Raw genomic sequence first — 13,618 nt, forward strand, 5'->3', positions numbered from 1 at the left:
GAATAGGCGGATAATTTAGCAAAGCCTAGGGCTTTCTACAAATTCTGATCTGACTTCAAAAGCAACATTAGTTCCGTAGCGAAGGCAACAGAAAGAAATTATCGTAAGATTGTGTATGTGGGGCTTTGCCTCACATACACAATCTTACGATGGAAATGCGGTACTAAATTCGGTTACTTACAACGCTCTACACCCAAAACAAGAGATTTTTTGAAGGCGTTGAATATATTTTCTTTGATCACACTCTATGGATAGTAAATGAGGCAATATTCTCTACTCACAAGCGTTTTGTATATAGTCGGACCGATCCTGATTATTGTCAGTCATATCGGTTCACTACTTGTGTTCGTCACTGGTTTATCTTGGGGGGCGATCGCTTGGATCTTGCTACTATATTTCATTCGTATGCTTGGCACAACGGGCATTTATCATCGATTACTTACGCACAAAAGCTACCAAGCTCCTACGCCCCTATTATGGATAGGCTGTATTGTGACCGCATCGGCGGGACAGATGGGACCAAGTTGGTGGAAAGCACACCACATGCACCATCATCAACATTCCGATCAAGCCCTCGATACTCATTCTCCCTATCAGCCTAATCAAGGGCTAAAAGGATTTTATTGGTCACAGGGTGGGTGGCTATTATCTCCTCATTTTTTTCCCGATAAACTACCCTCTGACGTAGAAAGCGATCTGGTCTTAAAAGTGATTGATCGGTTGCATTTCATCCCTTTAGTCGCACTGGGAGCTATCTCGTATTTCATTGGTGGGCTGGAATATCTGGGGGCTTTCTTTCTTAGCACGACATTGCTTTTTCATGGCGTACAAACGGTCAACTCTCTTAGCCATCTTGTAGGGGAACAGCCATTTATCACTGCCGACCATAGTCGCAATAGTGGGCTTGTTGCATTTCTGACTTTGGGTGAAGGTTGGCATAATCTTCACCATGCTTTTCAGTCATCGAGTCGGCATGGTATTACTATTCGCGATGGTCAGGTTGTCTATCTGCCAGATCCCACTTTTGCGTTCATTAAACTACTGGAGTTCTTGAAGTTAGCCACAAAGTTGAGATTGCCTAGCGAAAAAGATTTGTTAGCAAAAGCGCGAATCCAAAATTTAGAGAATTTAGAATTAGCGATCGCTTCAGATAGATCAGCAAATAGATCAGCAAATTCTTAACATCGCAACTCGCAAATTTCAATACAAAAAAGCCTTGCTTAGCAAGGCTTTTTTGTATTGAAATTTGCGAGTATTCTCTCATGAGAATAAACTTGCATTAACTTAAATAAAATTTTAACGATCAAAAATCCCATAGGTAGCTATACTACATTTCAAATCAATAACTTAGAGTTCTTTCGTTAACTGCTACATCAAAAACAAAATGTTCTCAAGTTGATATCTTGCATGATTTCTTGTCTGAGCAATCTTCTAAACTAAGAGGAACCAACATGACTTCTACAAATTCCTTCCCAAATATACAAACCCATATCCCTCTTTTGGGAGATGCAACTCTAAAAAGTCCGATCGCTTACAAAACAACGCGATTGATGGCAAGCGCTTTTAATGCGACCCAAATGGCAATGGCAGAAGCCTATGTGAATGGGATGGAAATACCAGACTCTGTTTTCCGATCGCTATTGCATACATCCATGCCAATTTTGTTTAAGCATTTTCCTAGCCTACTCGCGCCCTATGAATGGGTATTACAGGAGTCAGATCAACTTGCAGAATCTTCGCGAGAACTGATGAAGGTGCAGTACGACTTGCCTCAAGCTATGCTGAACTCGATGCTAGGCGATTGGCAAGTCATCTATCCCAAATACAGCACTGGATTTTGGGAAAATGGAGCGGTAGATTTAGAAGAATCTCAAAAACATATGCTCGATCAGGTGATTGAACGGCTAGAAATTGTTGACGGCGATCATATTTTGGATTTTGGCTGTGGTTGGGGCTGTGTACCTAATTACATCATGTCTAAATTCCCGAATGTGCGATTTACAGGACTAAACTTGAGTCATCAGCAATGTGAGTACATGCGTAGCAAGATGCAAGATTCATCTAGTTTCCTGAGTTCAGGTCGCTTCACTTTGCATGAAGGTGATTTGAACGAGGCGCAGTTTACTGAAAAATTTGATAAGATTCTCTCCATTGGAGTCTTCTGTCATGTTGGCAATCTCACCAATGCTTTCCAAAAGCTAGCTTCATTTCTCAAGAAAGATGGAAAAGTATTCATTCACATCATTACTGTGCGTACTCCAAATCATATGTCGTCTGGCTTCACGCACAAGTATATTTTCCCTCACGGTCGCTACTGGAATTATGATGCAGTCCCCAATCATAACCACGATCTTAAAACCATTAATCGCTGGTATATGAACGGCATCAACTACCATAAGACTTTAACTGCATGGTTGGAGAGATTTGATGCCTCTCAAGACATTGCTAAGTCTCTAGACTACGGCATGGACTATGCTAGATTTCGACGGATCTGGCGTTTTTATTTGTTACTCTTAGGGACAATTTTTGCAACTTGCGATGGTGAGTACAATGGCAATGGTCAATATCTGATGGTTCATGCGTAATTTCTCTACAATTTAATAGGGAACCAATTTTTGGTGGTGCGGCTTCGCCGCACCACCAAAAATTGGTTCCCTATTTTACGGCTAAGCGCGAAGCGCTAATTTCCATCTTTAGCTGAATTTAGTTAAAAACTTTAATAATGACTGCGTGCGTGGCGTGAGCAAAGTTTTTCGATAGGCATCGGCGGCTTTCTTGATCGCATCGGCTTGAGTAGGATAGGAATGAATCACTCCAGATAGTGCATTTAGTCCCTGTTTAGAGGCGATCGCTAAAGTAATTTCGCTAATCATTTCGCCAGCATGACGCGCCACAATCGTTCCCCCAAGAATGCGATCGCTGCCGCGTTGATGCAAAATTTTGACAAAGCCTTCCGTTTCACCATCATAAATTGCGCGATCGACAGAACTAAAAGGAATCTTAATTTCCTCGGTTTCTAAACCTTGCGCTTGGGCTTCCTGAGCATATAGACACACATGGGCAATTTCAGGATCGGTATAGGTTACCCAAGGCATGACTAAATCACTGAGCTTACTTTTACCCAAACCAAAAGGAGCAAAGAGCGTGTTTTTAATCACAATCCGCGCCGCAGCATCCGCAGCATGGGTAAACTTCCAATTCATACAGATGTCCCCTGCGGCAAAAATCCGTGGGTTTGTCGTTTGCAGATAATCGTTCACGATTACACCTTTACGCTTGTCGTAGTTAACACCCACAGTTTCTAAATTTAACCCTTCGACATTTGGCGATCGCCCTGCACCGACGAGAATTTCATCGACTTCTATTTGGTGGTTAATTCCATTTTGTTGATAATGGATGATTTTGTCAGTGCTAGTTTGGGTGACTTGAGCGATCGCACAGTCCAAAATCAAATTCACACCTTCACGCAGAAATACCTGTTGCACAATTTCGGCAGCATCCGCATCTTCGCGATCGAGTAAATGCGAATTTTTATGCAGTAATGTCACTTCGCAACCTAAGCGTTGAAAAGCCTGAGCTAATTCACAACCAATTGCGCCACCACCGATGACGGCTAATCTTTTGGGTTTCTCAGTGAGTGAAAATACGGTTTCATTGGTTAAGTATCCTGCTTCGGCAAGTCCTGCAATTTGTGGATCAGATGCCCTTGCGCCTGTGGCAATTACCGCTTTTTTAAAATTTAATTTGATGTTGTTAACAGCGATCGCCTTGTGATCAATAAAGCTTGCCGACCCAAGAAACACATCAACGCCAAGATTCCGAAATCGCTCTGCCGAGTCATGGTGACTAATGCCAGCACGGATTTTCCGCATCCTCTCCATTACAGCAGCAAAATCAATATCAATATTTTGGGGTGGATTGATGCCAAATCTCGCAGCATCGAGTATATCCGCAACTACTCGCGATGAACGAATCACGCATTTAGAAGGAACACAACCAACATTGAGACAATCACCTCCCATAAGGTTCTTCTCAATTAGCGCCACTTTCAAGCCTAAACCTAAACCCGCTGCCCCAGCCGCGACGACCAATCCCGCCGTTCCTGCACCAATTACGACCAAATCATAAAGCGCCGCAGGTTGAGGATTTACCCAATCGAGAGGATGCACATTCGCAATCAAATCACGATTATATTCATCCACTGGCTGAATGAATTCTGCATAGCGATCGCTGGAATATTGTGAGGGTTGAGTCATGACTTGATATTAGTGAGCTAAAGATAAATGATAGTCAAGCTACTGCTTTTTTGTATACCACCAAGCCCAAGCAATTAGAACTGCTTGCAGTGGCAACCTTCCCCATCGCAACAGGTCTGAGTCAGGAATTCCATCCATTTGAATGCGATTAACTGCCATATTGATATTGGCAGGAAATACGGCAATAAATAGCGCGATCAATCCCCATGCTGCGGCTTGACTAACTAGAGGAACTAGCAAGCCAACTCCTCCTAAAATCTCAAATACACCACTAATGTAGACCAAAGCTAGAGGAGCAGGTAAAAAAGAAGGAACGATCTTGACAAAGGGATCGGGCGTTACCCAGTGAAGTGTACCTGCGGTGATCATGAATATCGCAAGCAAGACCCGTAAAACTGATTTAATTGTGATCATGTTAAAAGAGGGTTAATTGCTGTGGTGGTGGAATAAGCTGATCCCAAGGTAACACTGGCACTGGAACATTGGCTTTTTCTAACATTTCCTGAAAGTATCTTGCATTATGGGGCGATCGCTCTTCGATTGGGCAGTGCATAAAGAAGTAGATCTGGGTTCCCTGTGCGAGCCATTCGCGTACATAAGTTTCCCATTCTTGCCAAAAGCGAATATTCAGATCGCGTTCAGGGTGACTGATAAACCGCACAATACTAAAAGGGGCTGTCACCACAGGTTGCAAAGGCAAATTGGGTTTGCGGCGCTCCTGTTGAACTGGGATCGACAAGGCAGGATCAATGTCATCACCAAGTGGTAAATCATATATGGGGCGCGAATCTAGCAATACCCGTCCGATCCCTAAACTCTGTAATAACTGATTGAGGCGATCGCTATGATTCGGCTTAAACCAATCAGCATGACGCACTTCTAAAGCGATTTGATAGTCCTGAGTTGGTAATGCTTTTAGGAAATTTTCGAGATCAGCAAAATTCGCAGGGCTATAGCTGGGTGGTAATTGGATAAAGGCAACACCTAAGCGATCGCCAAAACTCGATATCAAATCTAAAAACTGGAAAGCCTGCTCTATGTAGGGCATCAGCAAACCATTATGGGTGAAATGTTTGGGGAATTTAGGGCAGAAGCGAAATTCTGCGGGCGTATCCTTTGCCCAACGCTCGATAGTTTGGCGATCGGGGATCACATAAAAAGTTGAGTTTACTTCTACCGTTGCCATGCGATCGCTATAAAGTGGCAAAAATTCCGTTGAACGACTCCCTTTCGGATAAAAATCACCAACCCAACCCTTAAAAGCCCAAACCGCACAACCTAAATAAAATATGTTAGACATTGCAAAAACTAATGAGATAATGATTGTGCTATAAATACAGCCTATGTTAATTTGATTCCATATTTCTTAATAGATGAAATTTTAGACATGCAACAGTCAAATAAATTAATTGACGCTCATATTGATAAAGCCCCAATCACTCCAAACCAATACCAAACTACTCTGCGTTGTCGTGTTGTCAAAACATTAGAGCTAGTCCAAGACACGATCGCGATTTCTCTATGTATTGGGCTATTCTGCGTCATGGTGTTGCAACTTAAGCAGACTTTCCTATCGTTAGTTACGACTTTGCGCTTTCACGAAGTCACTGCCGATATTTTATTTATCCTCATTTTAGTGGAATTATTTCGCCTATTAATTATTTATCTCCAAGAACAACGAGTATCGATTGGTGTTTCCGTAGAAGTAACAATTGTTTCGGTTTTGCGGGAAGTAATTGTCAAAGGGTTACTAGAAGTCGAATGGAAACAGATATTAGCAACCTGTGCCTTCTTAGTTGCCTTGGCAGTACTTTTAATCGTTCGGGTCTGGCTCCCCCCGACCTTTGAAGGCATTGATCCCGAACAAAAAGCATCACAACGACTCAAAGAGCGTCAATAGAAAAGGGGGTGCTTAGCACCCCCCTTTTCTATTTTGATTTGATTTATTTGACCTGACTAAGTAACTGTTTAATGGTTTTGATTAATTCAGGTGGATGATAAGGCTTAGTTAAATAAGCATCTGCTCCCTGTTTCATGCCCCAATACTTATCAAATTCCTCACTTTTGGTTGTACACATAATTACGGGTACATCCTTCGTAGAGGCATTATTTTTGATCCAACGGCATAACTCATAACCATTCATTTGAGGCATGACCACATCAGTAACAACGAGATCGGGTGTTAAAGCTTTGAGCTTTTCTACTGCCTCAGCACCGTTGTTTGCTTCCGTAACTTCCATACCATGTTGCTTTAAATGTGCCGAGACCATCTCCAACACCATCGGACTATCGTCCACTACGAGGACTTTTACCATGACTGCTTTCCTTGTTTTCCAATTGTGCGTTAGCGTGTATCGTCATCAAAACTCAATACCTTTGAGAATTAAGTCAGTTTAGAACGATCAATTGCTAATGCAATCATAAAATTTCTAAAACCTTAAAAATAAGATAAGGTTAAGAATATTGCCTACTCAACATTAACTGTTTTTCGATTGTGTCTTTACAGAGTTGTTGAGTCAACTTTATCTAAAATCAATAACCAATATCAATAAAAGTCATCGATATTGTTGACAGTATATCAGAATGCATCTTGGTTAGAGCGTTATGGCAATGGTTACAGTTGAAGGTTTGAGCAAAATTTATAACATTGCCGTCAAAGATGCGGGAATAGTTGGCACTCTTCGACACTTTTGGCATCGTCAATATCGGGCGATCGCGGCGGTTAAAGATATCTCCTTTGCGATCGCCTCAGGTGAAATAGTTGGTTTTTTGGGACCAAATGGTGCAGGTAAAACCACAACGCTGAAAATGCTAACAGGTTTAATCCATCCTTCATCGGGGCATGTCCAAGTGGCCGGACATATTCCCTTTCGGCGAGATCCCAGTTTTTTACAAAAAATTACTTTAGTAATGGGGCAGAAACAGCAATTAATTTGGGATCTGCCAGCCCTAGATTCCTTAAAAATGAATGCGGCGGTGTATGACATTCCTGAAAAAGTATTTAAACATCGCCTCGGTGAACTCACAGAGATGTTATCGCTGGAGGGTAAACTCACGCAACCCATGCGAAAGCTCTCCCTTGGTGAGCGGATGAAAGCCGAATTATTAGCTGCTTTATTGCACCAACCCCAAGTTTTATTTTTAGATGAGCCAACCTTAGGCTTAGATGTTAATGCTCAGGCAAGTGTACGAGAATTTTTGCGGGAATATAATCAGCGCTACCAAGCGACGATTTTGCTGACAAGTCACTATATGGCGGACATCACGGCGCTATGTAAACGGGTGTTACTGATTCATGAGGGAGGGCTAATTTATGATGGTAGTCTTGACGGCTTGCATGATAACTTTGCACCCTATCGGGAAGTGCGGGTGGAGTTAGCCCAACCGATAGGCGATCGCGAGGATTTACAAAAATATGGGCAAATCCTAAATATCGATGGTCAAGCGGTTTGCTTTTTAGTGCCACGAGAAAATTTGACTAAGGTTGTTTCTCAAATCCTTGCCGAATTAGAGATTCTAGATTTGTCGGTAAATGAACCTGCGATCGAAGAAGTAATTGGTCGTGTATTTCGTGCTGGAAGTGTTTAAGAACCCAAAAAATAGATGCGGTGCTTCGCGCCGCCTCTGTTTTTTGGGTTACGGTGTACACACAACAAGTCATAAAATGTGCATATTGACCTCTCAAACACGCTCTTACTCCCTTCCCACCGAAGAAATAGACATATAAAACCAAGAAATAGCGTTGCGGCGCGAAGCGCCGCAACGCTATTTCTTTCACTGGGCAGGGAGTATAGATCAGTAGTCTCAACTGATATCTTTAAAATCGCAGGATAGCGATCGCCCAGTGCCGCCACGCCGCAACATGATTAACTCTGCACTAATGCTGACGGCTATCTCCGCAGGTGTTAGCGCACCAATATCTAAACCAATGGGAGCATAAACAAATTGTAATTTCTCCGTGGAGATTCCTATTTGTTTAACTTGCTCAAGAACCTCCTTAACTCGGCGATCGCTACCGATCATCCCGATATAGGAACAGGGTAAATCGCGATTGAGTAAAGCTGTTAGAGCTTCCAAATCATAACGATAGCCTCTTGTGACTAGCGCAACATAGAGAGAGCCATGATTTGATAATTCGGTTAAAGCTTGATCGATATGCGAATAAATGAAAGCTGCTTGAGGATATCGTTCTAGATTTGCCCATTCAGGACGATCATCCTGAATCGCAATCCGAAAGCCGCTCAAATGTGCAACCTTAGCAAGTTGTTCCCCCACATGCCCCGCACCCACGATTAGCAGCATCGGTGCAGGCTCCAAAACCTCAATAAACCACTCCCCTCCTTTTTCCTTTTTCCTTTCTCCTTTTTCCTTAATTAAATATGGATGTGCATCACCAAAAGAAGTAACCAAAGTAAGCGATCGCCCCAATTTTAGTGATGCAAGGATCTGCTCAACCAGAGCGATCGCTTCTTCTCCATGCCAGCGCTCTAACAAGATCTGCATCCATCCGCCACAAATCCCTTCAGTCTGACGATTGGGTGCACCAGTAAGGTCAATTTCTACCAGTGTTTTCTTGCCACTTTGTAAAACTTCTCTGGCTTGAGAGATTACCTTCGCTTCTCCTGCACCACCACCGATAGTATCAATGCAGCGATCGCTGGTAATGAGCATTTTCGCGCCTACTTCTCGCGGTACTGAGCCTTTGGAGCTAATTATGGTCGCAACAACCACTGCCCCTTGACTAAGGGCGATTAGAAGATCTTCGTAAATCATAGGTCAGGCTTTTACCGCAGTGAGAGAATCAGATTTCACAGCTTCAATTGCCCAGAGGGTCGCTTCGGGAGTTGCGGGAATTGCCAATGATACTTGGCTAGCCTTACCAAAGGCAGCGACAGCATTGCGAATTGCTTCTCTGACTGACATCGCTAACATAAATGGCGGCTCCCCGATCGCTTTACTGCCAAAAATCACACCGTCTTGGGCGGCTCTTTCCAATAGATGTACATGAAACTGTTCGGGGACTTCGCTAACCGTGGGGATTTTGTAAGTGCTAGGAGCAAAGGTGAGTAAGCGTCCTTGGTCATTCCAGACCAATTCCTCCATCGTCAGCCAGCCCATACCCTGCACAAATCCACCTTCGATTTGTCCTTTGTCTAGTAATGGATTAATCGATTCGCCCACATCTTGAACAAGATCCACCTGTCTTAACTTGAATGTTCCTGTAAATCCATCGACTTCCACTTCACTAACAGCCGTTCCGTAGGAGAAATAATAGAAGGGGCGACCTTTATTTAGCTTGGCATCCCAAAAAATATTCGGCGTGCGATAAAAGCCGTTTGCAGAGAGACTAATGCGATCGCTGTAGGTGCGTTTTACGACTTCATCAAAAGCAATTCTGGCGCTGGGGTAGGTGCGGCAATAAATCCAATCATCCTCGAAAACAAGGTCTTCAGGGGCATCGAGATTGAGCATTTTTGCAGCAACGGTTGCCATGCGGTTACGGAGAGTCTCACAGGCTGCCTTGACCGCTTGTCCATTGAGATCGGAACCACTAGAAGCAGCAGTTGCCGATGTATTGGGAACTTTATCGGTACTGGTGGGCATGATCCGAAAGCGTTCAAGTTTGACACCGAGGGACTTCGCTGCAACTTGGAGCATCTTTGTGTGCAGCCCCTGTCCCATTTCTGTGCCACCGTGATTCACCTGAATGCTGCCGTCAGTGTAAATCAGCACCAATGCGCCTGCTTGGTTATATTCAGTTTTGTTAAAGGAAATGCCAAACTTAACGGGTGTAATGGCAATGCCGCGCTTTTTATAGGCACTAGTCTGGTTGAACTGAGCAATCTCAGCTTGGCGATCGCTAAAACGCGATTTCTCTTTTGCTTCTGACCATACGCGAGCGATGCGATTATGGACAATATCCTGTCCGTAATGCGTGGTGCTAGTTTCGCCAGTGCCATGATAGAAATTCCGTTCGCGGACTACTTCGGGTGGCAACCCAAGAGTGCGTGCTATGCGATCGATGATTTCTTCACAGACGATCATCCCCTGTGGTCCACCAAAACCACGATAAGCCGTATTCGACACCCGATTAGTCTTTGCAATCCATCCCTGTACTTCCAAATGAGGAACATAGTAGGCATTGTCGATATGCATCATTGCTCTCATCAATACAGGCGGTGAGAGGTCTAGACTCCAACCACCCTCAGCATATAGCTCAGCTTTTATCGCCGTAATTAGCCCCTCATTAGTAAAGCCCACTTGGTATTTACCCAAAAAATTATGCCGCTTGCCTGTAACGATCATGTCTTGATGTCGGCGCAGGCTGACTCTGGCTGGGCGACCAGTTTTATGTGCGGCTACAGCCGCCGCCGCCGCAAAGGGATTAGCCTGAGATTCTTTGCCACCAAATGCTCCACCCATCCGCAGACAGGTAACAACGACATGACTATTGGGTAAACCCAAAACCCTTGCCACGATTACTTGAGTTTCGCTAGGATGCTGCGTTGAGCTATAGACCTTGTAACCATTTTCGCCATCGGGAACTACCCAACTGGTATGGGTCTCTAGATAGAAATGATCCTGTCCACCTACTTCTAGTTCACCTTGGAGCGTGCGATCGCTATTTTGGAGAGCCGTATCAGTTTCACCACGCTTGATCACCCGTTTGTCGAGATGGTAACTATCGGCAGCGATCGCTTCTTGAATACTGAGAATTGCGGGTAAAGGTTCATATTCGACAATTACTTTGGCGGCGGCTTGACGAGCTGCTTCTTCAGTTTCGCCGACTGCCCAAACTACTACCTGTCCCCAGTAGCTTACTTCATCCGTTGGCAGCATCACTTCATCGTGAACGATCGCACCCGTATTATTCTCCCCAGGTACATCATCAGCCGTAAGAATTGTGACTAAGCCTGCGACTTCATGGGCGGCGGTACAATCGAGTTTGGTGATTTTGGCACGGGCATGGGGTGATAACACAGGATAGAGTGATAACATTCCTGCGGGTAATCTCTGGTCATCTGTATAGACAGCCTTGCCACTGACATGACCAACGGCGCTTTCATGGCTTTTCTGGTTGCTAACTTTCTGATCGGTAATCGTCATTTTCTATTCCTTCCATATCTACAAAAAATCCACAAGGTAGCAGTTGAAGTTTCGCTTCAACTGCTATGTATGTTCAACAAAAAACTTCTCAAACAGATTGCCTACTAACATCTTGCGATAATTGGCACTGCCACGCAGATCACTCAAGGGGGTAAATGCTTCATGCAGAGCAGGTTTTACCGATCGCACAGTTGCCATTGTCCAAGGGTGACCGATGAGCATTTCCTCAATCGCGATCGCTCGTATCGGAGTTGCCGCGACACCACCATAGGCGAGACGGGCATGGAGAATATTCTGCTGATCATCAAGATCAATTACAAAAGCAGCCGCAACAATGCTGATGTCGTCCGTACCACGTTTACCAATTTTGTAGGACTGACTAAGCCGTTTCGTTGCTCCAGAAGTAATCGTTTTAGGAATCTTTACAGAATGGATAATCTCGCCTTGTTTTAGTTCTGTTTGTCGATAGCCTTTGAAAAAATCCGCCAGTAATAAACTGCGATCGCCATCAATGCTCACCAACTTCACGGATGCATCAAGGGCTAATAACACAGGTGGCAAATCACCAATGGGGGAAGCAGTGCCAATATTACCGCCGAGGGTCGCCCGATTGCGTACCTGTCGCGCGGCGAACCAATGCAGCATTTCATCAAGACTTGGGAAAATCCCATGCAGCAAATCTTCAATGTGACTGAGGGGTACAGCCGATCCTATCTCCACATAGTCATCGGTTTGGCGGATTTGCTTAAGCGCTGTAATTCCCTCTAAGGAAATTAAGATGGAATAGGTGCGCCGATGCCAACTCATTTCTAGCCCTAAATCCGTTGCTCCTGCCACCAATGTTGCTTCAGGGTACTGCTGAAGTAGTTGCAATGCTTCCGCTAGCTCAATAGGACGATAAAATTGTTGCTCACTTCCTGTATAAGTGATCGCTGCCAAATCAGAAGTTTTGCTAACTAGCGCTGTACTAAAATGATCATCGGCATTATTTTTCGCCAATAGTTGCGCGGCTTTGCGGATTGGTAAATAGCCCGTACAGCGACAGAGATTACCCTCAATGCAGATATCATCACCTAGACTGTGATTATAGTAAGCCGCAAACATACTCATAATAAAACCGGGGGTGCAGTAGCCACACTGAGATCCAGCCATCTCTACCATCGCTGCTTGGACTGGATGTAATTGACCATTGGCGATCCCTTCGGCAGTAATGACCTCGCGTCCCGCGATCGCGCCAAGAGGGACTAAACAGCTATTCACCGCTTGATATTGAGGCTGCCCATGACTATCTTGACCAACGATCGCTACCGTGCAAGCCCCGCAGTCACCATCTCCACAACCCTCTTTTGTGCCCACATAGCCGTTTTGTCGTAAATAGTGCAGCAGTGTCATCGTGGGCGCAAGATTTTTTACGTGAGTTTTTGCACCGTTAAGGGTAAATGTAAAATCAGTTATGGGAGCAGTCACCTGTTGAGTCACGGGAATTGCCTTACTTAGCCTTACTTAATAGAGAAAATTGACAGGTCAATACAAATTTATTAATGAATGAATAGACTCTGTTTAAAGTGCGCCAAGATACAAAAGATCAATATCGTTAATTAATCAGCACAAAACCCAAAAGAGTAATAGCGGCGCTTCGTGCCGCCATTACTCTTTTGGGTTTTGTCCTCAGCAAAACTTGCCTTGCTATATTATGAATAGTTAAACTTAGCTACTCATCTATGAATATCCGTATTGGCAATGGTTATGACCTGCACCGACTCGTTAGCGATCGCCGCCTGATCCTTGGAGGAGTCGAAATTCCTTATGAAAAAGGATTACTGGGACATAGCGATGCTGATGTACTAACCCATGCGATCATGGACGCAATGTTGGGAGCGCTTGCCCTTGGAGATATTGGGCATTATTTTCCACCCTCTGATCCGAAATGGGCTGGAGCCGACAGCATCATGCTCTTGCAGCAGGTACAGGAATTGATTAGCGCACAGGGTTGGCGCGTGAATAATCTTGATGCAATGGTGATTGCTGAAGCCCCAAAACTCAAACCCCACATTAAGGCTATGCGCGATCGCCTATCCCAAGCGATGAATTTACCAATTGATTGTGTCAGTGTGAAGGCGACTACTAACGAAGGCATGGATGCGATCGGACAGAAAGAAGCGATCGCCGTTCATGCAGTAGTTTTATTAGCTAAAAGCTAAGGGCTTCGCAGTAAAATAAAGAACCATTTTTGTGGCGCGGCTTCGCCGCGCTAC

At 44.3% G+C, this 13,618-nt stretch carries 12 protein-coding genes; 5 read left to right on the plus strand and 7 right to left on the minus strand.

All coding sequences use genetic code 11. The annotated features are described in order from the left end of the window. Positions 1 to 258: 258 nt before the first annotated feature. Positions 259 to 1,182: an acyl-CoA desaturase gene (locus B9G53_RS04270; RefSeq protein ID WP_094529528.1), complete on the plus strand. Its 924-nt coding sequence runs from the start codon at positions 259 to 261 to the stop codon at positions 1,180 to 1,182. A gap of 269 nt (positions 1,183 to 1,451) precedes the next feature. Beyond that, the gene (locus tag B9G53_RS04275; RefSeq protein ID WP_094529530.1) at positions 1,452 to 2,585 is read left to right on the plus strand and encodes a cyclopropane-fatty-acyl-phospholipid synthase family protein; all 1,134 of its coding nucleotides are present in this window, start codon (positions 1,452 to 1,454) and stop codon (positions 2,583 to 2,585) included. Between the two features lie 108 nt (positions 2,586 to 2,693). Here B9G53_RS04275 and B9G53_RS04280 read toward each other — a convergent pair whose 3' ends face one another. From B9G53_RS04280 to B9G53_RS04290, 3 genes are read right to left on the minus strand one after another with little or no spacing between them, the layout of a single operon-like run. Continuing rightward, positions 2,694 to 4,256 (minus strand): mercuric reductase, encoded by a 1,563-nt coding sequence (locus tag B9G53_RS04280; protein WP_094529532.1) that lies wholly within the window; start codon positions 4,254 to 4,256, stop codon positions 2,694 to 2,696. A 39-nt stretch (positions 4,257 to 4,295) separates the two neighbouring features. Next, positions 4,296 to 4,670 carry a DoxX family protein gene (locus B9G53_RS04285; protein WP_094529534.1) on the minus strand — a complete coding sequence of 125 codons (375 nt, stop codon included), beginning with the start codon at positions 4,668 to 4,670 and terminating at the stop codon, positions 4,296 to 4,298. A 1-nt stretch (position 4,671) separates the two neighbouring features. Next, a complete protein-coding gene (locus B9G53_RS04290; RefSeq protein WP_094529536.1) occupies positions 4,672 to 5,556 on the minus strand; it encodes a DUF72 domain-containing protein in 885 nt (294 codons plus the stop codon). Between the two features lie 87 nt (positions 5,557 to 5,643). Between B9G53_RS04290 and B9G53_RS04295 the strand changes: the two genes are divergently transcribed. Beyond that, entirely contained in the window at positions 5,644 to 6,156 is a 513-nt protein-coding gene (locus B9G53_RS04295; protein ID WP_094529538.1) for a phosphate-starvation-inducible PsiE family protein, read from the plus strand. A gap of 43 nt (positions 6,157 to 6,199) precedes the next feature. On the opposite strand, the gene B9G53_RS04300 is transcribed toward B9G53_RS04295, so the two are convergent. Then, the gene (locus B9G53_RS04300) at positions 6,200 to 6,571 is read right to left on the minus strand and encodes a PleD family two-component system response regulator (protein WP_094529540.1); all 372 of its coding nucleotides are present in this window, start codon (positions 6,569 to 6,571) and stop codon (positions 6,200 to 6,202) included. A 289-nt stretch (positions 6,572 to 6,860) separates the two neighbouring features. Between B9G53_RS04300 and B9G53_RS04305 the strand changes: the two genes are divergently transcribed. Continuing rightward, positions 6,861 to 7,844 (plus strand): ATP-binding cassette domain-containing protein, encoded by a 984-nt coding sequence (locus B9G53_RS04305; protein ID WP_094529542.1) that lies wholly within the window; start codon positions 6,861 to 6,863, stop codon positions 7,842 to 7,844. Between the two features lie 216 nt (positions 7,845 to 8,060). Here B9G53_RS04305 and B9G53_RS04310 read toward each other — a convergent pair whose 3' ends face one another. From B9G53_RS04310 to xdhA, 3 genes are all read right to left on the minus strand, one after another. Then, positions 8,061 to 9,029 carry an XdhC family protein gene (locus B9G53_RS04310; protein ID WP_094529544.1) on the minus strand — a complete coding sequence of 323 codons (969 nt, stop codon included), beginning with the start codon at positions 9,027 to 9,029 and terminating at the stop codon, positions 8,061 to 8,063. 3 nt (positions 9,030 to 9,032) lie between these two features. Continuing rightward, the gene (xdhB, locus tag B9G53_RS04315; protein ID WP_217901504.1) at positions 9,033 to 11,363 is read right to left on the minus strand and encodes a xanthine dehydrogenase molybdopterin binding subunit; all 2,331 of its coding nucleotides are present in this window, start codon (positions 11,361 to 11,363) and stop codon (positions 9,033 to 9,035) included. A gap of 63 nt (positions 11,364 to 11,426) precedes the next feature. Then, on the minus strand, positions 11,427 to 12,842 hold the full coding sequence (xdhA, locus tag B9G53_RS04320) for a xanthine dehydrogenase small subunit (protein WP_254923546.1): 1,416 nt from the start codon (positions 12,840 to 12,842) through the stop codon (positions 11,427 to 11,429). Between the two features lie 242 nt (positions 12,843 to 13,084). Between xdhA and ispF the strand changes: the two genes are divergently transcribed. Continuing rightward, positions 13,085 to 13,564: a 2-C-methyl-D-erythritol 2,4-cyclodiphosphate synthase gene (gene ispF / locus B9G53_RS04325; protein WP_094529546.1), complete on the plus strand. Its 480-nt coding sequence runs from the start codon at positions 13,085 to 13,087 to the stop codon at positions 13,562 to 13,564. Positions 13,565 to 13,618: the final 54 nt, after the last annotated feature.

It is taken from the genome of Pseudanabaena sp. SR411 (assembly GCF_002251945.1).
Classification (GTDB): Bacteria; Cyanobacteriota; Cyanobacteriia; order Pseudanabaenales; family Pseudanabaenaceae; genus Pseudanabaena.